Source organism: Arthrobacter livingstonensis (assembly GCF_003219815.1).
GTDB classification, from domain to species: Bacteria; Actinomycetota; Actinomycetes; order Actinomycetales; family Micrococcaceae; genus Specibacter; species Specibacter livingstonensis.
Map to the genome: position 1 here is coordinate 43,977 of NZ_QJVD01000024.1, position 22,041 is coordinate 66,017.

General features: G+C 60.7%; 26 protein-coding genes. 14 read left to right on the forward strand and 12 right to left on the reverse strand.

Annotated elements, in window-relative coordinates:
- The first annotated feature begins 63 nt into the window (after nucleotides 1-63).
- From CVV68_RS18140 to CVV68_RS18155, 4 genes are all read left to right on the forward strand, one after another.
- A complete protein-coding gene (locus CVV68_RS18140) occupies nucleotides 64-390 on the forward strand; it encodes a hypothetical protein (RefSeq protein ID WP_110502434.1) in 327 nt (108 codons plus the stop codon).
- Nucleotides 377-958, forward strand: coding sequence for a carboxymuconolactone decarboxylase family protein (locus CVV68_RS18145; protein WP_110502411.1), 582 nt, complete (start codon nucleotides 377-379; stop codon nucleotides 956-958). Before CVV68_RS18140 ends, CVV68_RS18145 begins: the two co-directional genes overlap by 14 nt.
- A gap of 508 nt (nucleotides 959-1,466) precedes the next feature.
- Nucleotides 1,467-2,177: an alpha/beta fold hydrolase gene (locus CVV68_RS18150; protein WP_211320898.1), complete on the forward strand. Its 711-nt coding sequence runs from the start codon at nucleotides 1,467-1,469 to the stop codon at nucleotides 2,175-2,177.
- Nucleotides 2,178-2,354: 177 nt separating this feature from the next.
- On the forward strand, nucleotides 2,355-2,714 hold the full coding sequence (locus CVV68_RS18155) for a YybH family protein (protein ID WP_110502412.1): 360 nt from the start codon (nucleotides 2,355-2,357) through the stop codon (nucleotides 2,712-2,714).
- 628 nt (nucleotides 2,715-3,342) lie between these two features.
- On the opposite strand, the gene CVV68_RS18165 is transcribed toward CVV68_RS18155, so the two are convergent.
- Both CVV68_RS18165 and CVV68_RS18170 read right to left on the reverse strand, forming a co-directional pair.
- On the reverse strand, nucleotides 3,343-4,365 hold the full coding sequence (locus CVV68_RS18165; protein WP_110502414.1) for a hypothetical protein: 1,023 nt from the start codon (nucleotides 4,363-4,365) through the stop codon (nucleotides 3,343-3,345).
- Entirely contained in the window at nucleotides 4,355-4,711 is a 357-nt protein-coding gene (locus tag CVV68_RS18170; RefSeq protein WP_110502415.1) for a GntR family transcriptional regulator, read from the reverse strand. Before CVV68_RS18170 ends, CVV68_RS18165 begins: the two co-directional genes overlap by 11 nt.
- Nucleotides 4,712-4,753: 42 nt before the next feature.
- On the opposite strand from CVV68_RS18170, the gene CVV68_RS18175 reads away from it, so the two are divergent.
- The 4 genes from CVV68_RS18175 to CVV68_RS18190 all read left to right on the forward strand — a co-directional run bounded on the left by CVV68_RS18175 (nucleotide 4,754) and on the right by CVV68_RS18190 (nucleotide 6,913).
- A complete protein-coding gene (locus CVV68_RS18175) occupies nucleotides 4,754-5,365 on the forward strand; it encodes a DUF1214 domain-containing protein (RefSeq protein ID WP_211320899.1) in 612 nt (203 codons plus the stop codon).
- Nucleotide 5,366: 1 nt separating this feature from the next.
- Entirely contained in the window at nucleotides 5,367-6,023 is a 657-nt protein-coding gene (locus CVV68_RS18180; RefSeq protein WP_110502416.1) for a DUF1254 domain-containing protein, read from the forward strand.
- Nucleotides 6,024-6,107: 84 nt separating this feature from the next.
- A complete protein-coding gene (locus CVV68_RS18185) occupies nucleotides 6,108-6,413 on the forward strand; it encodes a hypothetical protein (RefSeq protein WP_110502417.1) in 306 nt (101 codons plus the stop codon).
- 95 nt (nucleotides 6,414-6,508) lie between these two features.
- Nucleotides 6,509-6,913: a VOC family protein gene (locus tag CVV68_RS18190; RefSeq protein WP_110502418.1), complete on the forward strand. Its 405-nt coding sequence runs from the start codon at nucleotides 6,509-6,511 to the stop codon at nucleotides 6,911-6,913.
- 123 nt (nucleotides 6,914-7,036) lie between these two features.
- Here CVV68_RS18190 and CVV68_RS18195 read toward each other — a convergent pair whose 3' ends face one another.
- Nucleotides 7,037-7,498 (reverse strand): GNAT family N-acetyltransferase, encoded by a 462-nt coding sequence (locus CVV68_RS18195; RefSeq protein ID WP_170133245.1) that lies wholly within the window; start codon nucleotides 7,496-7,498, stop codon nucleotides 7,037-7,039.
- A 257-nt stretch (nucleotides 7,499-7,755) separates the two neighbouring features.
- Between CVV68_RS18195 and CVV68_RS18200 the strand changes: the two genes are divergently transcribed.
- From CVV68_RS18200 to CVV68_RS24355, 5 genes are all read left to right on the forward strand, one after another.
- Nucleotides 7,756-8,346: a carboxymuconolactone decarboxylase family protein gene (locus CVV68_RS18200; RefSeq protein ID WP_110502420.1), complete on the forward strand. Its 591-nt coding sequence runs from the start codon at nucleotides 7,756-7,758 to the stop codon at nucleotides 8,344-8,346.
- A gap of 3 nt (nucleotides 8,347-8,349) precedes the next feature.
- Nucleotides 8,350-9,249 carry an RNA polymerase sigma-70 factor gene (locus tag CVV68_RS18205; RefSeq protein WP_211320900.1) on the forward strand — a complete coding sequence of 300 codons (900 nt, stop codon included), beginning with the start codon at nucleotides 8,350-8,352 and terminating at the stop codon, nucleotides 9,247-9,249.
- A 117-nt stretch (nucleotides 9,250-9,366) separates the two neighbouring features.
- The gene (locus CVV68_RS18210) at nucleotides 9,367-9,513 is read left to right on the forward strand and encodes a hypothetical protein (RefSeq protein ID WP_211320901.1); all 147 of its coding nucleotides are present in this window, start codon (nucleotides 9,367-9,369) and stop codon (nucleotides 9,511-9,513) included.
- Nucleotides 9,514-9,592: 79 nt separating this feature from the next.
- Nucleotides 9,593-10,006, forward strand: a complete 414-nt coding sequence (locus tag CVV68_RS24350) for a tyrosine-type recombinase/integrase (protein ID WP_110502422.1) — start codon at nucleotides 9,593-9,595, stop codon at nucleotides 10,004-10,006.
- A gap of 89 nt (nucleotides 10,007-10,095) precedes the next feature.
- Nucleotides 10,096-10,401, forward strand: coding sequence for a hypothetical protein (locus CVV68_RS24355; protein WP_245933632.1), 306 nt, complete (start codon nucleotides 10,096-10,098; stop codon nucleotides 10,399-10,401).
- A gap of 137 nt (nucleotides 10,402-10,538) precedes the next feature.
- On the opposite strand, the gene CVV68_RS18220 is transcribed toward CVV68_RS24355, so the two are convergent.
- The 9 genes from CVV68_RS18220 to CVV68_RS18260 form a co-directional block, all read right to left on the reverse strand.
- Entirely contained in the window at nucleotides 10,539-11,501 is a 963-nt protein-coding gene (locus tag CVV68_RS18220; protein WP_110502423.1) for a sugar kinase, read from the reverse strand.
- The gene (locus CVV68_RS18225; RefSeq protein ID WP_110502424.1) at nucleotides 11,498-12,172 is read right to left on the reverse strand and encodes a bifunctional 4-hydroxy-2-oxoglutarate aldolase/2-dehydro-3-deoxy-phosphogluconate aldolase; all 675 of its coding nucleotides are present in this window, start codon (nucleotides 12,170-12,172) and stop codon (nucleotides 11,498-11,500) included. The genes CVV68_RS18220 and CVV68_RS18225 overlap by 4 nt, the downstream gene beginning before the upstream one ends.
- A 3-nt stretch (nucleotides 12,173-12,175) precedes the next feature.
- Entirely contained in the window at nucleotides 12,176-13,699 is a 1,524-nt protein-coding gene (locus CVV68_RS18230; RefSeq protein WP_110502436.1) for a mannitol dehydrogenase family protein, read from the reverse strand.
- A gap of 5 nt (nucleotides 13,700-13,704) precedes the next feature.
- Nucleotides 13,705-14,922: a D-mannonate dehydratase ManD gene (gene manD, locus CVV68_RS18235; RefSeq protein WP_110502425.1), complete on the reverse strand. Its 1,218-nt coding sequence runs from the start codon at nucleotides 14,920-14,922 to the stop codon at nucleotides 13,705-13,707.
- Nucleotides 14,923-15,027: 105 nt separating this feature from the next.
- Nucleotides 15,028-15,768: an amino acid ABC transporter ATP-binding protein gene (locus CVV68_RS18240; RefSeq protein WP_281268305.1), complete on the reverse strand. Its 741-nt coding sequence runs from the start codon at nucleotides 15,766-15,768 to the stop codon at nucleotides 15,028-15,030.
- A gap of 104 nt (nucleotides 15,769-15,872) precedes the next feature.
- Nucleotides 15,873-16,673 carry an amino acid ABC transporter permease gene (locus CVV68_RS18245; RefSeq protein ID WP_110502427.1) on the reverse strand — a complete coding sequence of 267 codons (801 nt, stop codon included), beginning with the start codon at nucleotides 16,671-16,673 and terminating at the stop codon, nucleotides 15,873-15,875.
- Complete coding sequence (locus CVV68_RS18250; RefSeq protein WP_110502428.1) at nucleotides 16,670-17,317, reverse strand: amino acid ABC transporter permease; 648 nt, start codon at nucleotides 17,315-17,317, stop codon at nucleotides 16,670-16,672. The genes CVV68_RS18245 and CVV68_RS18250 overlap by 4 nt, the downstream gene beginning before the upstream one ends.
- A gap of 91 nt (nucleotides 17,318-17,408) precedes the next feature.
- Complete coding sequence (locus CVV68_RS18255; protein WP_110502429.1) at nucleotides 17,409-18,287, reverse strand: transporter substrate-binding domain-containing protein; 879 nt, start codon at nucleotides 18,285-18,287, stop codon at nucleotides 17,409-17,411.
- A gap of 154 nt (nucleotides 18,288-18,441) precedes the next feature.
- Entirely contained in the window at nucleotides 18,442-19,452 is a 1,011-nt protein-coding gene (locus tag CVV68_RS18260) for a LacI family DNA-binding transcriptional regulator (protein ID WP_110502430.1), read from the reverse strand.
- Nucleotides 19,453-20,897: 1,445 nt separating this feature from the next.
- Between CVV68_RS18260 and CVV68_RS18265 the strand changes: the two genes are divergently transcribed.
- On the forward strand, nucleotides 20,898-21,545 hold the full coding sequence (locus CVV68_RS18265; protein ID WP_211320902.1) for a hypothetical protein: 648 nt from the start codon (nucleotides 20,898-20,900) through the stop codon (nucleotides 21,543-21,545).
- Nucleotides 21,546-22,041: the final 496 nt, after the last annotated feature.

Here is a 22,041-nt window from a genome sequence, read left to right on the forward strand (position 1 = left end):
GCCCCGCTCAGCGAATCCGTCCACGGGCCGGGACAGGCATGGTGGGGTCTAGTATTGGGCTCCATGGAGAACAGCTCGCATACAGAGTTCGCAGAGGCCCTGCGGAAGCGGGTGACAGGACCGGGCGTCACCGAGTCGGCACTGCGCCAAGCAGTTTTCAATCGGGCAGCCGGGCGCGGCGTGGTTGAAGAGCCCTACGACGAGCTTGCGGCACAGATCGGCACCGCCGCCTATCGGGTGACCGACGATCAAGTCGACGCCGTTCGTCAACGCACCGGCTCGGATCGTGCCGCGCTTGAAATCATTCTTGCCGCGGCGGCCGGTGCCGGAATGAGGCGATGGGACGCTGCAGCCCACATTATTGCCGAGGCCACTGATGCGACTTCGTGACGTTGAACGTGGGGGCAGGTGGAGCACCAGGCTCCTGATCCAGTTCATCTCGATGCTCAGCGGTGTCCGGCTCCCGGATGCGGCACGGGTTGCCTTCTACGACCGTGATTTCATCAGTCCCGGCCTTGGCCAGTGGGCTCAACGGACCATGCGCGGGCCCAGCGAGTGGTCGGTGGCGGAGCGCGAACTGATGGCCGCCGCCGTCGCTCGACGTAATTCCTGCGCTTTCTGCATTGGTGCACACACGGCGGTGGCCATGCGCGGCATGGACCCGCAGACGGTCACGGCAGCATTGGAGGACCCGGCCTCCGCTCCGATTTCTCCCTACCTTCGCGCGGCGATGGCGTTTAACGACAAGCTCACCGTCGATCCGGGGTTGATGACCGCCGATGATGCGCGTGCTGCCCTCGCGTCCGGGATGACCACGCAGCAACTAGAAGATGCCTCAGCAGTCGCGGCCTTGTTCAACATCATCACCCGCTATGCCGACGCTCTCAACTTCAGCATTCCGAGTGACCTGGACTTTGGAAAATCGGCGGGGACGCTCCTCAAACGCGGCTACCACTGACATGCTCATTGCTGACCGACAGACGAATCCCCGTTGCAGAACCGTGGGAATTACGCGACGTGTGGGTGACACTACTCGGGGGGAGAAGTCGGCCCGGATCCAAGCCGGCCGGTCTCGCCCTAGGGTGGCCCAACGCGGGTCGCTGGTATCACGAAACTGTCCCCGGGTTATGGCCTGGGTGTGGAAGCCTTGTGCCGTTGTTGGTTCGCCGGAAGACTGTGACCATGATGAGTTCTATGGATGTTTCTTGGGATCTGGATGGCATCACGATGGAGGGCACTGTGCCCGTCCGGACGGCGTCGGGCCCTTTCCTGCCGTGGTCCTTGTCGCCGGCAGCGGTCCAACTGACAGGGATTGGTGTTCGCCGCTGCTTCCTGGGAGCAACGGCAGCGGCCGGCTGTTCGCGGAGGCTTTTGCCAACGCCGGTATCGCATCTCTGCGTTATGACAAGCGGGTGTCCGGTCCGCATGCTAAGGAGAATGTTCCCAAGCTCTTCGGGAAGTTGAGCATGCGGTCGCATCTGGATGAGCTGGTGGGAGCCGTCCGTGCGCTTTCCGGACTGGGTTTTGTTGACTCATCGCGGATCGTTGGACTCGGCAACAGCGAAGGCGCCCTGCATGTGATCCATTACGCCACCAGCGTCCAGGACTTTCCCTTTACCGGGATCGTGTTGGCGGCCCCACCGGGACGTCCGATCCAGGACGTGTTGCTCTCCCAACTGGCTCTTCAGTCTGCCCACTTCCCCGGAGGGGTAGAGCTGATGCCCAAGGTCCAGGAAGCTGCAGCCCGCTACACGGCGGGGGAGTCGATGAATCCCGACCCGGCCCTGCCCGATAGCGTGAAGATGGTCCTCTCCAGCTTCGAGACCCCGGCGAACCTTCCCTTTGCCCGTGAGCTGTGGGTCGAATCCACGACCGACTCACTGGGCAAGGTCCAGATTCCCACGCTGGTGATGATTGGGGGGGGCGACGTGCAGATCGACAGGCACGCGGACGGCGACCCGCTTCAGGCGGCCACGGCCGGGAGGGCCAACGTGAGTTTCGCATTCCCGCCCAACGCAAATCATGTATTCAAGGAAGACACGCGCAGCCCGGCCGAAGTCGCCGCGTCGCCAGGGAACGGATACAACGAACCCGGCGCCCACCTCGACCCTGAAAGTGTGGGGATAATCCTCGCCTGGCTCAACTCGACAGTGAACACAGCGACGCCCGAAACATGATGATGAGCAAAGCGTGGTGCAACTCCCGTTTTCCAGAGGGGTGTTGCAACGACCGCTAGAACTTGCCTGGCCGGTCAAAACAAGCTCCAGGCAGCGGTCAGTTCCATGTTGGCGTCGACGGGCATGATTGTTCATGGGGCTTGAGCGGCAATGTCTGCCTATCGAAAGGTTTGATACATGAGTCTGGCGACAAATCACGAAGGCGCCGTACGGCCTGAGGACCTGAGCCGATACTTCATCGAACGGGCGAACGTCGGTGATATCGAAGGACTGGTGGCCCTCTACGAACCCGGCGCGGTGCTGGTTACCGGGGCCGGTCGGAAAGCAATAGGTCACCGCGCTATTCGTCAGTTCTATGAAGAGTTACTCGCCAACCGGCCCACGTTCGCTCCTGGTGAGCAACTCCCTGCCGTGCGCAACGGCGAACTTGCTTTGACGTCCACACGTATCCCGAACGGCGCCACCGCGGAAGTCGCGCGCCGTCAACCGGACGGCACGTGGCTATGGGTGATCGACCAGCCCCATATCCTGGGCTGAAGCGCCCATGGTCAAGCCACGGACCGGGGGGGTACTCGCCTCCGCGTGTCCCTACCGCACGATTTTTTCCGTTCTCTGCGTTGCCCCCGAAGTGACACTGGACGGGGTACGGTGCCTGGGTCCCTGTGTCGGGCACGGTTTGGTCCTCTTGTTCCGAAGATCTCTCATAGCGGCGTGTCCTGGAGGGCTGTTTTAGAGCAGGTGGCGGTTGATCCAGCGCAGTATGGGGCCGATGATGGGGCGTTGGTGCCAGTGGTGTTCCATGATTTGTTCACGGCTTTGGCGGGATACCTGCGCCTTCCAGCGTGCTAGGGGTCTCCGACCCTCGGCCAACCGCTCTCGGGCTCTTCTCCGAAGGTGGATGGTGCAGTTCAGACATACGCCTGCTTCCGGGCGAGACCCGAGACGGATGAGCCGTGACTCGGGATACACGGTGCCACAACACCAACACATTTGCTCTTCCGGCTCGCTGCCAGGTTCTTCGGTCGTCATGGGACATCATCGCACCGGGTGGGTGTGTTCTGCCAGTCCTGGCGTTTGAGTAGGACCTGGGCAGCCGTGGCCACCTGTTGACGTAGCGTTGGAACCCTGTGTCGCGGCGTCATCTGTCTTGGTTCTGCGGTCTCGCTTATTGATGAGTGGATGGATTGTCCGTCGGGCGTGGGGCCTGTGCTGCGAGTGCTTGCAGCAGTGCGGCGCCTGTCGCGGCGTCGTCCACGGTGAGAAAGAGGGATCGTCCGTCTTGCCGTGTGACTCGGATACCCATGGTTGGCCGCATGATGATCGTTGTTCGGTCACGGCGGATGCGGATGCCCCAACTGCCCGGCACGCCCAGGGATCGGGCATCGATAACCGTCACCGAGTCCACCTCGTGCAGTGCAACGTGGAAGCGTGGCACGCCCAACATGGACCGGACACTGAGGCCGTGCGCATCGATGCGCACATGAAAAGCCGCGGTGGCCGCCAGCAGTGCGAGCAGTGCCACAGCGATGGCTGTCAGGAGAGCCGCGCTGCCTGCTCGATCGCCGAGCGCCCAAGTGAGGCCCGCTTTGAGGGCCATGATCACCGCAGCCGCGGTGATCACCGCCACCGCAGGGATGGGCAGCGACGTCGTACGCATCCAGGCTGCACGCTCGCCCGGTGCCAAGTCGATTGCACTGGCAGCGGGTGCTGGCATTGGAGGCGAACCCTTTGGCTGTAGGAGCCACCCGAGCGCAGCGGCCGGGACTGCCGCGGCAAGTCCAGCAAGGAGCAGGTGCCACAGGCGGTTCCCAGCCTCTGTTGCTGTTCCTAGGCTTTGCAGCAGGAGGGACGTCACGACGACGGTCAGCAAGACGGAGATTGCCAGGGCTTGGGCACCGAAGATCCGGAAGGTGGGGCTGCGATCGCCACGGCGCAGGCTCGGCAGTGAACTCAGGCCGAAGACTGCGGGCAGCCCGAAGCCGAGCACGATGGTAAGGGCCAGGGGCAGCCACGCAGGTTCCCAGCCGCTCGGCGCGCCCGAACTGTCCCAGAACGGGGGGATCCGCGCCGGCGCCTGCGGCAACGATGCGAGCTGGACCACCAGCCCGACCGTCGTCACGACGGCTGGTAGGACGATGGTGACCAGCGCGAACCGTCGCACGGCGGGATCGGGACGTTCATGGCTCAAGGGCGGCCTCCTTCACGAGGGATGCGATCGCATCGGGGGAGAGGCCCAACTCTCGTGCGGAGCGGGCGAGCGAGAGGATCTCCGAATGCAGGGACGCCAGGGGCTCGGCGGCATCGGTGACCACCGCGCCGCGGCCGCGTCGCATATCGACCAGCCCTTCCTCACGCAGGTCCTGGTAGGCGTGCAGCACGGTATGCACGTTGATCCCCAGGGATGCCGCCACTTCCCGGGCAGCCGGGAGCCGATCGCCTGGCCGCAACCTGCCGGCGGCGGCATCCGTGCGCACCGAAGCCGCCAACTGAGCGAACAGTGTCGCTTCGCTTGAGGGGTCAATACGGAACAGCATCTGGTTATTCTATAACAACTAGAACAGTGCTAGTGTGCGGATATGGGAAATATTCTCGTGTGGGTCACTGGTTCCGGTGTGGTGCAGGGGGTAATCATCGGCGCTACGATGGCATTCTTGACGGCAATCCTCATCATGAACGCCGTGGGCAGGCGGATCACAGCGACGGTCAACGGATGGAGTGCCATCCGCGCATGCGGCCAGCCCGGTAATGGGATCCTCGTGAGGGCAGCCTGTGCCAAGGCACTGCCCGTCGTGAACGTTTTTGAAGAGGCTGCCTACTGGACGACCACGAAGGATGGCTCCGGGCGGACGCTCAGCGGCAGGCATGCCTACGTCCTGCATTTCCCACCTGGGCAACTGCCTCCGAATGACGGTTTCTGGTCACTCACGCCGACCGATGTGGTCGGGTACATGGTTACCAGCTCAACTGGACGCCAGAGTGTCGGTGACCGTTCACAATTGGCAAAAAACACCGACGGTTCCATTGATATCCACCTCCAGCCAAAGGCGCCGGGGCCTCAGAGTGGAAACGAAGACAACTGGCTCTCAACTCCTACCGGTAATTTCAAGCTGATGCTGCGCGCATATTTGCCTGGCGCGGCGATTCTCAACGGAGCCTACAGCCTTCCGCCAGTGGTGAGGACGCAGTGAGATGAACCGTCTGATTTTGAAATACGGATATCCCATCACTGTCGTCATACTGGCTATATTCGCTTGGGTCATTTACCGGAAGGTCTCGCACGGATGGAATGACGTGGTTGTCCTCGCCGTAGCGGCGGTCATCGTCTACTTGCTCGCGCTGCCGGCCTTTCTTTACTTCTGGCCGCGCCTGACGGTCAACGGCTACAAAAGGGCGATCCTCAAGCAGGGGCTGGGCGGGGGACCGATCCCCATCAACACTCTCTACGCCGTACCCGAGACTGCCGCGCCCTCGGGGGCTGGAGGGAGCCTTATGGCCACCGGGGCCGAGGACCTGCTTTACGTTGGCGGCTGGCTTGAACTGGCGAAGGGGCCACAAGTCCTGCATGTCCCTGACATGTCCGGCCGGTACTACAGCGTGCAGTTCACCGATCCCGCGCGCAGTTCAAATTTTGCCTATGTTGGAAAACGCACCACGGGCACGAGGGCCGGTGACTATGTTCTTAACGGACCGGGATGGAAAGGCACCGTCCCGGATGGGACGACACAGATTGCTTCGCCAACGGATTCCGTGCTCGTCGTCGGGCGTGTCTTCGTCGAGAGCGACGGTGATCTTCACGAAGCGTACGAACTTGCCAAACAAATACACCTCGAACCGCTCGGGCGGTAGCGGCGGATCGTTCCTTATTGCATCTTGCGACCGCCTCCAAGGGGCTGTCGCGACGCACTCATAGTCAAGAAAAGGAGAACAAAAATGTCTGCGACGCTGAAGCTGACACACAAAACCATCGGGGTGGAAGTCCGCCGCGGTACTTACGGCGTTTTGGTAGATGGGAAGCCTGTTGGTTCCCTTGAGCTGAACCAGAGCATTGACATTCCCGTCATCCCCGGGCATCACACCGTGCAAGTGCGTGAGGGCCGAAACACGAGCCGGACCAAGACCTTCGACGTCGTCGACGGTGAAACCGCCAGCTACCGATGCAGCGGGAAAAGCATCCTGCCGGTTTTCCTCCTCTCCTTCCTCGTGCCCAGCCTGGCACTTTCACTCAAGCGCGAGTAAGCGAAGCATGCCAAAAAGAGGCAGGAGTGCTCGGTTGAGCGGCGGAAGCGGGTTTCAGGATTAGAATTTGGATAACGATTTACGGAGAAACTTAGGTGGCAACAGTCAGCGTCCGGTACATCGTCCACGACGTGGACGCCGCCATCGCGTTCTACTGCCGGCATCTCGGTTTTCACGAAGTGATGCACCCCGCTCCGGCTTTCGCCATGCTCGCAAGGGGTGACCTGCGCCTTGTGCTGAGCGCACCCGGAAGCGGGCCCGGAGGGGGTCAGTCCATGCCCGATGGCACAATCCCAGTGCCGGGTGGATGGAATCGCTTCTCCATCGAGGTCTCCGACATTGCGGCAACCGTAGAGGCGCTGCGCGCAGCCGGAACCCACTTTCGCAACGAAATCGTGACCGGCATAGACGGCAAGCAGGTTCTGCTCGACGACCCGTCGGGCAACCCCGTGGAACTGTTCGAGCCCATCCTCGCCGAAGCCCACCTTGACGGCACATGAACAATTGTGGGGCATCTAAAACTGCCCGCGGTGCTGCGTCGGAGTGAATCCGGCGGTGAATGGTTTAGCCAACGGTTCCGCGGATACCGAGCAACGAAAGGAACCATTCGGTAAGCGGAACATTTACCGAGGGGTGAAGGTGAAGAATGTGACCGGGGAGGCCACAGCCCCCTGGGCCCGGTAGAAGTCGAGAGCGTGCGTGTCTTCATTGTTTGCTGCGACGAACACTTCGCGGATGCCTGCCGCCGCGGTACAGTCGCGCAGTTCGTGAATCAGCAGACTTCCGACGCCACGCCTCTGGTATTCCAGACGAACCGCGAGGTCGTAGATGAAGACTACCGAGGAGGAGGATCGAGTCATCGGCAGCGTATGAGCTGTGAGGCCTCCGACAATGTCGGAGCCGATGAACGCTATGAAGGCCCAGAACGAATCTCGGTCCAGGAGCCGGTCGAGATAGTCGTCAGTGAGCGGTCCAACGTCCTCTTCCGTGGCACCCTCTTCGAAGATGTCCACCATCATCGTGAACAGCTCGCGCGCTGCCGTCAGATCGCCTCGGCCGAGCCGTCTAATCCTGAGATCTTTCACTGTACAAACATTCCACACGCGACTTGCGCGGACAACGCTCACAGTAGAAATAACTTGGACTCGAATATCCACCATGGATTCTGCCCGCAAGCCGAACGCCCTGTGGGAATTGGTGGACCCGCTGTGTGCTGGCTCGCGGTTAGCGCGTGGATCGCTTCTGCATTTTTGGCGCCCGCCCCGGAGCAAATGTCACACCCGCGTGTTGGTCGGTGTCTTTATGTTGAAGGACTCGACCCATCCACGACATTGGAGTAGACATGACCAACGAGATGCGTATCCCCGCGACTAAGATCACCGGCGTGTACGGAACGATCATGAAGTTCGCAGCCCGCAAGATGGTGGGCCACGTACCAGAATCTATCGGCGTGCTATGGCACAACCAGGCCGTCATGAAGGGCACCATGGGGTTCGGGCGCAAAGTCGATGGTTGGCGCGAGCTTAAACCAGACCTCGCCTCGTACGCGGCCATGGCATCAGCTGCCACGATCGGCTGCAGCTTCTGTCTCGACATTAATTACTTCATGGCGCACAATCGCGGACTTGACGAGACAAAGGTCCGCGAAGTGCCCCGCTGGCGGGAGTCAAACATTTTCACGGTGCTAGAGCGCCAGGTCATGGAGTACGCGGAGGCGGCGAGCCAAACGCCGCCGGCAGTTACGGATGAGCTGTCAGCGGCGCTCCTCGGCGAACTCGGGCCTGCGGCCCTCGTCGAGCTCGCGGCCCGCGTGGCCGCCATGAACATGACGGCTCGCATGAACGTCGCGCTCGGCATCCACTCCGAGGAGTTCGCCGCCGCGTGTGGCCTGCCCCCGTTGGCCGTGCCGTCGGCCGGCTCGGCCGCCGAGTAGGCTATGGGAATGAGCCGCGCCGCGCGTCCCGATGACGATCCGTTCGTCATCCACCGGAGCTTGTTATTCACCGTTGCCTACGAACTCCTCGGCTCGGCCGCCGACGCCGAGGATGTGCTGCAAGAGTCCTGGCTCCGGTGGGTGTCGGTCGACCCGGCCGTGATCCGGGAGCCGCGGGCTTACCTCGTTCGCATCGTCACGAGGCAGGCACTCAACTACCTCCGCACCGTCTCGCGGCGACGAGAGGAATACGTGGGGGAGTGGCTTCCCGAACCGCTCCTGACCAGTCCTGACGTCGCGGAGGACGCCGAGCTCGCGGAGAGCATCTCCATCGCCATGCTCTCCGTGCTTGAGACACTCACCCCGACTGAACGCGCCGTCTTCGTCCTGCGCGAGGTGTTCGAGGTGCCCTACGAAGAAATCGCGGATGCCGTCGGGAAAACCCCGGCGGCCGTGCGGCAGATCAAACACCGCGCCAAGGATCACGTCTCGGCGCGGCGGCCGAGAATACGTGTAGTCGGCGCCGAACACAAAAACGTCGTCGACCGGTTCGTGGCCGCGCTGAACACGGGCAATCTTCAGGGCCTCATGGACTTGCTCGCCCCCGACGTCGTCTCGATTGCCGACAGCGGCGGAAATGTACCAGGGGCAGCTCGTCGCCCTATCATCGGCGCAGATCGACTCGCGCGCTTTCTCGTCGGAGGCATCTCCAAAGCGGCAGGCGAATTCGTGGCTTCCGCGGTTTGGATAAACGGTCGGCCCGGGATTCGACTTGAGTTGAAGGGGCACCTCGTTGCCATTACGAGCCTCACCGTGGAGAACGGACAAATTACACGGGTCTACTCAATCGCCAATCCCGACAAGCTCAGCGGAATCAACCAAGAAACCGCCCTCAGCCGATGACGGCGTTGCAGACTGGTGGGGCGCGGCGATTGCCACGTCCCAGCACAGCCATTCGACGCCGTCCGGCTTGGCGTCGAATGGCTGGAAGGCGGATCCGTTACGCTTCATCGAATCCGAATGGATGTTGACGCCGCAGTCGCACTGGTTCGCGCAGAATCCGGTTATCCCGACGCCCAGGAATGGGCGGACTATTTTATACGAGCCGAAGCCAGCGACGCCGAGGCAGTGGCCACCCTCAGCACTCGCGAGAGGCGCGCCGCTTGAGGAACCGTGAGTGGGAATTCTGCCGCTGGGAGACGTCTGGTCCCCGGTGCGGAATAGGGGGCCTCGCCAGGCCAGCGGCATGCGATACAGTCATTGGCCTCAGCCGCTGGTCATCGACCCGTTCACCATCATTGACGGCACGCCGCACCCCGGCCGGTTCGCTTTGCCGAGCCGCCACCAATCCGCTGTCGACGCCGACACACATACGGGCTATCCCGCCAACACGAACTGGAGGCGCGCCCGGGTGGTGTGCCGCTTATGTGGAATTCCACATAACGGCCATACCACCGCCATGAACCTCCTGCACGCTGGAGTCGACATCACCGTCATCGCCCTGTGGCTTGGCCACGAGCAAACCTCCACAACCGACATCTACCTCCACGCCGACATGGCAACAAAAAATGCCGCACTGGAAAAGACCAGACCACCAGAAGTCATTCCCGGCAACTACATCCCAGGACCCGACATCCTCACCTGGCTCGCAGGCCTCTAATTATGCCGACAAGGCTCCGAGTGAACCGGCCCCAACCAAGACAAACAACCACAATGTCGGCATAACCCAAACATCGGCATAAGCGATCAATGGCCGGCTGGAACACCTCCGAGGATCCGCCCTCGGCTTCCGCAATCTCACCAACTATGTCGCCAGATCACTGCTCGAATCTGGCGGATTCAGACCGAAACTACACCCTGAATTCTGAAGAGCCCCTCTACCACGTGAGTGGAAACGTTAAATTTGAGCAACTTTCCTTCCTTGCGATTGAACGCACGGCCAAGCTGAAGAACAACCCGGTCGTAGAAGCATCCATAGCCGTCGTCGCTACCTTGATCTCGGCATCGAGTTCAATGAGAAGCGGCCATATGGTCGTGAAAACAACCGTTGCCTAGCGGAAGGCAGACCCGCAATGGTAGGGAAGTTCAAGTCGAAACTTGCCTCATAGTTGTACCTGAGTCCTTCGGCAAGGCCTGCCAAGCTTATAAGAGGCGTAGGGGTCTGCCTGTCGAGACCAAGGGGTGTCTGAGCGCTATCGGGACACTGGTTCTTTGCTGTTCAGGAGATCCAGTTCACTCCGACGTGGTGCCCCTTCCCAGTCGCCGGGTACCAGACAGGCGAAGGCGCCTGTTTTGGCGGCCGTTCTCAATCTCACTTCCGGCGTTTGTCCCGTGACCAATTCTGTCAGGTAGCCGGCTACGAAGGCATCTCCGGCGCCGACGGTATCCAACACGTCGACGGGGATTGCCGGTTGGAAGTATTCGGCACCGTCAATGATTGCCAGGGCCCCTTCGGCACCCAGTTTGATAATGGCCTCGCTTGGTCCCATGGCTGTCAGCTTCGCGGCTAGATCAGCTGGACCGTCGGAGGCGCCTACGGCAATGGCTGCCTCGTCGTCGCTGGCGAAGACGATGTTCACTTGGGGAATCAATTCCCGGTAGGCCACGGCGGCGTCTTCTTCCGACCAAAGTGCGCGACGGTAGTTCAGATCCAGCGAAATGGGCACGCCGGCACCCCGGGCTGTGTCAATGGCATATTGCATTGTCTGCGCGGCTTCGGCTGACAGGGCTGGGGTGATGCCGGTGATATGCAGGAGCGTCGCACTTGAAATAAGCGATGCTGGAATGTCGGCTGCACTGATCTTGGAGCCGGCGCTTCCCTTGCGGTAATAGGTCACATTCTGCAGAGACGAGGTTCGACGCTCCTTCAGCATCAATCCGGTGGCTGCCGTCGCGTCCACTGTGGCATACACATCGATGCCTTCGGCCCGAATTTCGCGGATGACGCGCTGGCCCAGCGCATCGTCCCCCACCCTTCCGCACCAGACGGACACGACGCCCAAGCGTTGCAGGCCGATGGCAACGTTGGACTCAGAACCGCCGATACCGAGGCTCAACGACGTGGCGTGGGCCAATGGACCAGGCTGGTCGGATTTGATGAGGCCCATGGTCTCACCAAAAGTCACTACGTAGGGCGTTATGAGATCGCGCCTCATAGTGTGCCACCTGCCTCATCGACCAGCTGGCGCACAAGTGCTGCCCTTTGGGTGAGTGAGGCGAGGGAGCCCCCGGCGAAGGCGTCCCCGATCAAGGGCCCGCCCAGGCTGACGGCCAGCGCGCCTGCATGAATCCACGCGGGGGCATCTTTGATGGCTATGCCTCCCGAGGGAACCACCCTAATCCCGGGGAACGGACCCCTGAGCTGGGCGATGTAGGACGGTCCAACCGTGGCAGCGGGGAACACTTTGACGGCCGTGCTGCCCAATGCCCACCCCCGGTAAAGCTCGGTGGGGGTTAGTCCACCCGGAAATATGGGGATGCCACGCGTGACAGCGGCCTCAATGATGCCGGGCTCGGTAATGGGCGTTACCAGATAGTCCGCGCCACCATCCATAGCGGCGTGGGCCTGACCGGAGGTTGTGACGGTCCCGACCCCGATTTCGACATCACTGCCAAACTCCGTGCGCAAGCCGGGGAGTTCATCGATGACACCGGAGGTACTGAGGGTGAGTTCAATGCTTTGCACGCCGCCGTCGACCAAGGCCTGGATGACTGGTCTGTATTCGCTCGCATGGGCGGCACGTAGCACGGCGATAACTCGGGTCCGGAGGAGGGTGTCCGATGGCGCCGGACGGGTGGGGAGGATTGGATCCGTGGGGGAGGGCATGGGTCAGTTCCTTGTTGGTGTTCGAAGGTTGAGTCTTGGGCCGCCAGCGGCCAGTGCGTCGCGGGCTGCGGCTTCTGGTCCGTGCCTGTGGATGATGTCTATGAGGTCGCCTGTGCGATTGATGAAGTCGTCCTGGCCGCCCAGCTTCTCGCCGAGCAGGTGGTGGGTTCCGAGAATCTTTCGGGCCAGCTGTCGGCCGGAACCCGATTCCGCAGCCAGGCCCGTCAACAGCTGCCGTGCCGGATCTTCCATGGTGGCGGCCTCGGGACCCGGATCGAATCCGGCCAGAGGGGAGATGCAGGAAATGTAGGCGGCGACGGTCAGGGCCAAGTGCTGCGGAAGGCTGCCGCTGGCCAGAAGTTCCAACGCTGGACGGGGGATTCGCTGGCCCAACTTCACGGAGCCGTCCGAGCCCACCTGGCTCGTCTTGTGACCCAGCGCCGTGTTGCGCCAGCGCGAAAAGAGCTGCTCCTCGTAGTCGGTCACGTTGACTCCAACGGGTACGCAGACACTTGGCAGGTATTCGTTTTGAAGGACTGACCTGGCTGCGGATTCTATGTAATCGACCGCCACGGCCTCTGGAATGGTGGCGGCTCCGGAGAGGGCTCCGAGATAGGCAATGAGAGAGTGTGTTCCGTTCAAGAGGCGAACTTTGAGCTGTTCGTATTTGGCCACCTCTGTAGAGAAAATGGCGCCGCCGGCCTCCCATGAGGGCCGGCCTGCAGCGAAGTTGTCTTCGAGCACCCACATGGTGAAGGGCTCCGCGGGAACGGGGATGGTGTCCGTATAGCCGACTGCTGCGGCAACGGCTTCCCGGTAGCTGTCCGTAGTGGCCGGGACGATCCGGTCTACCATGGATGAGGGAAATGTTGCATTGGCGTTGATCCACTGCGTTAACTCTGATGACTCGACGGCGGGCAGATGGGATACGAACTCGTTGACCAGGAGCTGGGTGTGGTGGCCATTGTTGGCCAGATTGTCGCAACTGAGCACTGTTATGGGCGATCCGTGAGTGTTCATGCGTCGTTGGAGGCCACGCACAATTTGTCCCACTGGTGTGCACGGGTTGTTGCCTGTGGTTAGGTCGTGTTGCACCGAAGCGGCTGCCAGGTTCAGTCCGCCGCTTGTCGGACTGTACGTGTAGCCGTGTTCAGTTACTGTCAGCGACACGATTTTGGTGGATGCAGCGGCGATGGCTTGGGGGACCCGTTCCAGGTCGCGGGCGCCAACAAATGCCTCAACATGAACCCGAGGCACGGAGAATCGCTGCCCCTCGGGTGAAATCTCCACCACGGTGTAGAGCATGTCCTGGGCCTTCATTGCGTCAACGACGGCACTTGAGCGGTTGGAGACACCGGTTATGCCCCAGTCGCCGCCTCTGCTTTTGATGGCAGCATCGGTGTAGACGGCCTGGTGGGCGCGGTGAAAGTTGCCGAGTCCCAGATGGACGATCCCCGGTGAGGGGGCCGTCGGGGCTGTGTTGAGCCCCGTCGTGGACAGGGACAGTCGGGGCAGGGAAGGGTGCATCGTGGTCACCAGTCCCTCATGGTGCCGTCGAGGTCCCTGGCGATGGGCAGGTACGCCTGTTTGTACGGGAATTGGGCGGCGGCCTTCTCATCGAAGGTCACTCCCAGTCCGGGCTCATCGCCGGGGTGGAGGTAGCCGTCGTCGAAGGTGTAGCTGGACTGGAAGACTTCGGTTACGAGGGGGTCATAGCCCATGAATTCCTGGATGGCGAAATTGGTGGTGGCCAGGCCCAGGTGCAGGGAGGCTGACATGTTCAGCGGGGAGACATCGGAGGGGCCGTGCGGGGCGCCCTTGACTTGGTAGACCTCGGCGAGTGCCAGGATTTTGCGGACGTGGGAGATGCCGCCGGCATGCACGATTGCGGTGCGGATGAAGTCTAGTGAGCGTTCGGTGATGAGCTGTTGGCAGTCCCAGACTGTGTTGAACACCTCCCCGATGGCCAGAGGGATGCTGGTCTGGCGCCGGACTTCTCGAAGGAGCTGTTGGTTTTCGACGGGAATGACGTCCTCGAGCCAGAAGAGGTCCACCGGCTCCAGGGCTTTGGCGAGGCGGATCGCTTCGGTGGGGTTGAGCCGGTGGTGGGCGTCGTGTAACAGCTTCAGCTCCGGGCCCACATGGTCGCGGACGCCTGCGAGGATGTCCGGGATATGGCGGAGGTAGGAGGCGGTGTCCCATCCCTCTTCAACGGGTCCTGTGCCGCGTCCGGCGGGTTCGTAGCTGGCAGTGCCGTTGGTGACCCCGTATACCTTGTCCAGTCCGGGTACGCCGGCCTGGGCCCGCACGGCTCGGAATCCCTCCCCGCGGCGCTCGTCCACTGAGTCCAGCAATTCGGGTAGGTCCCAGCCGGTGGCGTGGGTGTAAGTAAGGATCTTGTCGCGGACTGCACCTCCGAGCAATTGGTAGACGGGGACACCCAGGGCCTTGCCCTTGATGTCCCAGAGGGCCATGTCGATGGCGCCGATGGCGGCCATGGTGATGGGACCGCGGCGCCAGTAGGCCCCCTTGTAAAAGTAGTTCCAGGTGTCTTCGATCCGGTCGGCATCACGGCCGAGCAGGGCCGGGGCCAAGTGGTCTTTGAGGTAGCTTGCTACCGACAGTTCCCGGCCGTTGACGGTGGCGTCGCCCCAGCCGACGACGCCGTCGGAGGTGGTGATCTTCAGGGTGACATAGTTTCGGCTCGGGCTGGTGACAATGACGTCGGCGGCAACAATGGTGCGGGGCATGGGAGGGGCCTCAACAATCTAGGGTGGCGGATGGCATGGCGGTGCCGTGTGGCTGTGAAGGATGGCGGTGCCGGCAGGCCGCGGCCAGGGGTTTGGGTGGGGGGTTTAGAGGACCTTGCTGAGGAATTCCTTGGCCCGTTCGGTTTTGCAGTTGCTGAAGAATTCCTGCGGAGTGCTTTCCTCGACGATTTCCCCGGCGGCCATGAAGACGATGCGGTCAGCTGCCGTCTGGGCGAAGCCCATCTCGTGGGTGACGACGACCATGGTCATGCCCGCTTTGGTCAGTTCGACGATCACATCAAGAACTTCCTTGATCATTTCGGGGTCCAAGGAGGATGTTGGCTCGTCAAACAGCATGATCTTGGGATCCATGGCCAAGGCGCGGGCGATGGCTACTCGTTGTTGCTGGCCGCCGGAGAGCTGGGCGGGCCGCTTGTCTTTTTGGGCCCCCACACCAACGCGTTCCAGAAGTTCCAGGGCCCGGGCCCGGGCAATTTCCCGCTTCTGCCGGCGAACCTGCACGGGGGCGAACATGACATTTTCAAGCACTGTCATGTGGGCAAAGAGGTTGAATTGCTGAAAGACCATTCCCACTTCGCTGCGCAGCTCGGATAGCGGGCCGCTTTCCTCCGGCAGCACCCGGCCTTCGATGGCGACGGTTCCGGAGGTGATGGGTTCGAGTCTGTTGATGGTCCGGCACAGAGTGGACTTTCCCGAACCCGAGGGCCCGAGAACTACGACCACTTCGCCGCGCTTAACCTCCAGATTGATGTCTTTCAGGACTTGGAAGGTGCCATAGTATTTGTTGACCTCCCTGATGGAGATCATTGCTTCGTTCGACTGCATTTTTTGTACCTCGATTGGGCTTTTGCGGTAGACAACTTGGGGAAGTGGGAATTCTCAACCCGGACGGGTGGGCGCCGGATATGGTGCATCCCGCCGGGGCCGGCCTAGCTCAGGCGCTTGCTGAGGATGTGGGACACCCGCGACAGGATCAGGCAAATGATGATGTAAAGGACGGCGACCCCAGCAAAGATGGGGACGGCGTACTGGCCGCCCAAATATTCAATTGCCTGTTCGCCGGTGAGAAGGAGTTCTACGTATCCAATGACGAAACCCAGGGACGAAGCCTTGGTGACTCGCACCATTTCACTGACAAGGTTGGGTAGGATCTGCCGGATGACCTGGGGGAGGAGGATGTAGCGAAGGTTTTTGACATAGCGGACACCAAGCGCTGTGGCAGCCTCTGACTGGCCCTTGGGCAGGGCCAGAAAACCTGCCCGAAAGGCCTCGGCCATGGAAGCGCTCTCATACAGGACCAGGCCGGCGACGAGAGCCCAGAAAGTGCTGATGCTCGCCCCGGTCACTGCCGGGAATCCGAGGTAGATAAAGAAGATCAGCAACAATTCCGGCAGCCCGCGAAGGGCTTCGATCCAGACCCGGGAAGCGACACTGAGCCAGCGCCGCTTGGACATGCGCCCGAGTGCAATGAAGAGGCCAAGCACCAGTGACAGGACGACCGAAACGCCTGCGACCTTCAAAGTGGCCAGCAGCCCTGCCAACAATGCCGAGAGGACGTCGGGTTGGGTAAGTACAATCCAGTTATCCCCATCAAGGACGTGCTGGCTTGCAAGCTTGGCAACCGCCCAGATGGCAATGGCGAGTGCTACGACGGCGGCAGCCGCGGTCCAAAGCCGGGCGCGACGTCGTGCAATGGGGCCCGGGCGGTCGTAAAGTTCGGTGGACATCATGACGCGAACGCCACCTTTCGTTCGATTGCGGCAGCCGCCAGGGCTGCCGGAATGGTGATGACCGAGTACATGATGGCGGTCATGACCATCAAGGCAATGACGGCGGAGTCATTGACATTGATGAGCTGAAGCATCGTTCCAAAGAGTTCGGTCACCCCAAACACGCCCGCAATGGCCGTCACCTTGACCAGCGCAATGGTGGTGTTGATCAGCGGTGGTACGGAATTGCTCAGACCCTGTGGCAGGACGATCAGGCGCAGGGTCTGGCGGTTCTTCAGGCCCAGGGCCCGGGAAGCCTCAAGCTGGCCCTTGCCGATGGCGTTGATACCCGAGCGGATCGCCTCGCAGGAATAGGCCGAAAAGTAGACAGTGATTCCGGCTACCGCCAGCGCAAAGAACGAAGCCTTCACTCCCAAAAGGGGGAGTATGAAAATCATGAAAAACAGGTGGGCAGCGGCAGGGATGTTACGCATGAGCCCGATGTAAGCCATGCTGATGCGCCGCAGCAGTGGGTTGGTTGAAATGGCGAATGAGGCCAAGAGCAGGCCTCCCAGGAATGAAAACACTCCGGAAAGGGCAACCAGCCCAAGTGTTGTGACGAACCCGGACCAGAAAGTTCCGAGGTTCTCAATGACGGCATTCATTTCAACGATCCTCCTTTCAATGGTTTGACAGTGGCTTTGACGAGTCGGGGGATGTCGCGGCCGGTACGGCCGGCCGCGACATCATTGCCAGTTACTTGCAATTGGCCATCAGTTTTGGCTCCGTGGGGGCGGCCAGGCCGGACTTGCCCATGTGTGCGTTCCAGAGCTTGGTGATGGTGCCGTCCTTGAAGGCGCCTTCGAGGCGGGTGTTGAAGAACTCGCACAGGTCTTGGCGATTTTTGGCCATTCCGATGCCCCACTGCTCACCGTCGCCGTAAGTCATGGGTGCAAATTCAAAAACATTGGGCTTCTCGGACACGAATCCGGCCAAAAGTGGTGCGGTGGAATCCACGGCGTCAACGGTTCCCTGCTCCAGGGCCCGGACACAGTTGGTCAGGACGTTGAATTCGACAATGGAAGCCTGGGGAATTTCCTTAGCGACACGTGGCTGCCCCTGGCTGCCCTGGAGAACGCAGATTTTAGTGCCCTGGGGAATCTGGGCCAGGGATTGCATTTTTGCTGCATCGCCCTTGCGGACAATCAACTGCGGCTTGGTCGACAGGTAGGGACCGGAGATCGCGATGGTTTTGACGCGTTCCGGAGTGATGGCCAGCGCGGTGGCGAAGATGTCGATCTTGCCCTGCTGGATGAAAGGGATGCGATTTGCCGCCGTGGTGTTGACCCAGTCGATGCTGTCCTTGCTGATGCCCATGGGGGAAACGAGGTACTCGGCCAAGTCGATGTTGAAGCCGGTCCACTTTCCCTGAAGGTTCAACTCGGCGAGGCCCGGTTGGTTGGGTGAGGCGCCGATTTTGATTTTCCCTGCCGCGGCTATCGACGCCATCGTCGAGCCGGCCGGAAATTTTGCGGCGGTGGGCTTGTCGGCGCCAGCGGTTCCTCCACAAGCGGTGGTGACCAGGGCAAGGGCGAGTGCGCCCACGAGGAGTGCTGGTCGAATGGCTTTGAACATCGGAATTACTCTCAATCTGATGGGTGAATGACACTGAATTTGGGTGCGGGACAGGGACCCACCGAGTGGGGTTGTTGTGAAGGGGAGGTAGCTGGTCCGGGCCGAAGAAGCGGTCCATCTTTTCCCCCGCGGGTGACGAAGTAGAGGAGTTGCTTCAGGTTGCCGCAGCGGTGATGGACGGAGGGCCGGCGTCGTCCGTGACGGGTGCCACCGCGGTGGTAGACCGGCGGACAATCAGTTGCGATTCCAGGAGGAATTGTGGCTGGGTCTGCGGCTTCCGGTCGATAAGGCCAAGAATAAGTTCCAGGCCCAGCGCCCCGCTTTGGGCGATGGCCATGCGGACGGAAGTGAGCCCCGGATCCGAGACGGCGGCTATGTCCAGGTCGTCGATGCCCAGGATGCTGAAGTCGCCCGGACAGGTGTACCCCATGGACCTGATCCCCGACTCGACTCCCAGGGCAACAAGGTCGTTGTACGCCACAACTGCTGTCGCCCCGCTGGCCGTGACCGCGGCTGCCGCGGCTAAACCACCCTGGATGCTGGCTGCATGATTACCTACTGTCGAAAGCGACATATTCCATTCAGCGGCCAGCTCCGATAGGGCCTTAAAGCGGGTGCGATTTGCCCAGGCAGTGGCGGGTCCTGGCACGTAAACGAAGCTCCGATGTCCCAAGGCGTGTAAGTGTTCGACGGCTTGGCGCAAGCCTTGCCGGACGTCCATGAGGACCGAAATGGCTCCCGGCACCTGTCCGTTGATGACGACTGCCGGAATCTGCCCGATTGCCTGCTTGACAGCGACGCCCTCAGACCGCGGCGAACAGATGATCAAGCCGTCAACTGTACGCCCGAGGCTTTCGATTATTTCGAGCTCGCGGGCTGGATCTTCATTGGTGTCCGCCAGCAGCATCCGGTGCCTGCCCGACCAGGCGCTGTGCTGAATGGATTTGATCAAGGCTGCGTAAACAGAGTTGGCAATGTCGGGAACTATCACGCCAATAGTCTTTGAGCGCGACGACAAGGGGACGTCGTAGCCAACCGTGATCGCAGCCTCCAGCACGCGTTCGCGCGTCTTGGGTGCGAGAAGCTCCGCTTCCTTGAAGGCACGGGATGCGGTTGCCAGGGACACTCCGGCAGCTGCCGCGACGTGCTTCAAAGTTGCTGCCATGACCGCCTCCTCTCGAAGCCTTGAATTGCTGATATGACGATTCTCACAGTGCTTTCATTCTCTTGCAATAGTTTTCATAGATTTTCATCCGAGAGCATCAGGATCAGGGCTAGTCGGTGTTCCCCGTTTGTGTGGACGACCACGGCAGAGCAGTGCGGCTGATGGTGTCAATAAGAGGGCAAGAACTTTACCTTGAAGGCATCGGCGCCGCGCCCGCCGGCGCGGCAAGCGCCATCTATCAAGCCTGAATGTAGCCGGTTCAGTCAAAGCCTGCCCGTTGGCTCAATGGGAGCGTTGACAGTGTCAACATATTTTCCGCCGGAAGGGTTCGGATAGCGTCGAACTGGGGCGGGTATCCGCAATTTTCCGCGGGTGCCATGTGTTTGCAGGGGCTAATTCAGGGTTCGAGTCCCACCTCAGATACGGTATTGCCGTGAACTAGCGGAGTTCATTAAAGCTTCAGCGGTTGGTCCGCGAAGGTGGCTACTGCCGATCTGGCAATCCAGCACCTTTCAATGGCGTGGCGGTGGTCCATGTGGATCCAGAAGTTCCTCATAACTGCTGCTCGCATCGTGGGACAGGGGTCAAAAAGATGAGTGAGCCGCGCTGAAATAGATGACCGGAAATCCAGGAAAATTTTGCTGAAAAAGATGAGTAAAAGATGACCTGGGCCGTTTTTGGTCTTAAATGGCTCTGACCTGCGAAGCATAACCGCAGGTCAGAGGCATGTTGTGCCCCGGGCCGGACTCGAACCGGCGGCCAAGAGAAACTCAGGAGTCTCATGCCAACGGTCTTCGTTGACCGTCAAAAACTGCTAGTTTCCGGGGGAGTAGGGCCTGGTTGGGGTCCCTTGATATGTCATGATTTGTGGTCGGTTTTCGTTCAAAAACGTGAGTAAAACGTGACGAGGCCCTGCAGCGTAGCGCCCGAGCTGCTGTTTGATAGCCGTTTGCAGGTTCATCGACACGATGGATGACATGTCACCGGTTGTGAATGAACGGCCGTCGTGCCTCAATAATTCGTGTTGTTCACGCTGTGGCTTGAGTCCCGCCCGACGTGCGGCCAAGATGGGCGGTGAGAATGCTCTTTGGTGATTTGTTGGTGGGCCAGCGGAGCGCTATCGGCCATGATTTGGGGACCGGTTGCGTCCCATTCGACGCCCCGGTCAGCCCAATTTGGGAACAAGTCTGTAAGCCAAATTGCGAACAGTTAATAGGTCGCGGAATATCCGCGGGGCTTACCAGCAAGCGAATGGGCGACGACGATGACAGCAGAATTCGTGACAGGCGTTAACAGCTGAGGGCCCCGCAGCTCCTGGCTGTGGGACCCTCAGTAATCCATAACAGGGAACCTGCCCCTGTCTTCTACTACAGTTTACTACTGTGAACAGGCGCGAACAAATAAGTGTTGAGGCGATCCTTCTGAGGCGGCTGAGTCCTCCAAGGTTGGCGCCGTACCTGGACGCGGCAGGCAGCCTGCAGGGTGCTGTGCGGCTCTACCGGTGGAACGTTGAGCTCTCAGGTGCGGTGTACGAGGCGCTGCACATTTTTGAGGTCGTCTTACGCAACGCCTTGGACGAGCAACTATGCGTTTGGAACGCAGGACAGATCAATCCGGTCACGGGGATGTCTCATGCCAGCGATTGGCTCCTGGATCCTTCTATCCTGCTGGAGCGGATCGTTGGCCGGGACCTACCAGAAGCCAGAAACCGTGCCGGTCATTCAACTAGGGCCCGGCCCAAGGACTGGCGCGATCCGTTGCACGCTGACATTCTTGCCGCATTGTCCTTGGGAACCTGGCGTTTCCTCCTGCCAGGCCGCAAGGACCTCGGCAAACAACTGCTCTGGGATGAAGGCCTGCACCATGCCTTCCCGCATCTTCGGCGCCCGGTCCATGAGCTAGAACGGGCAGTCGACGGCGTCTACCGGCTACGAAACCGTGTGGCCCATTTGGAACCTCTCATCAACAGCAGCATCGCGGCGCAGCTTGCCAACATGAGGACAGTCATCGGTGCCATCGATCAAGATCTGCTCTCCTGGTTCGCATCCGTGGAGAAAATCGGAGCGACCCTGAAAGTACGCCCCAAACCATGAGGTTTAGTCATCGTAGTGGAGTGGCTATTGATGCTCGCAATGGCGCTTTCCTCCGCGGGACACAACCAGAATCGGATGGCCATCGATAACCACAAGAGGCGCATTCTCGATGACGGACGCGCAAATCGTCCGTGTTAATGACGCCAGCGAATGCGCGAACCTAGGATCAGCCCGCAGAACCTCTGCATGCCACCATGGATTCGGGTGTCACGGACCGAGTGCGGTGACCTTGACTGAGCTAAGGGTGGTGCGCTGTTGGTTACGTCCCGTGGAGTGGTGTAGTTTCGGGTTGCTGAGCATTGGATTTCTGATGTGAAGAGCCATCGTGCGATGGTCAGTGAGTACCGATCAAAGAACTCACAAAAGGACACAAACACACGATGGCTCTAGACCAGTCTGCCTTGCTCGATCTGCTTGGCTGAGGTGTACTAATGATGTGAGACAGTTCCTGAAAGGATTGTTCCCATGTCTTCTCGACCAACCTACTCTGATGAGT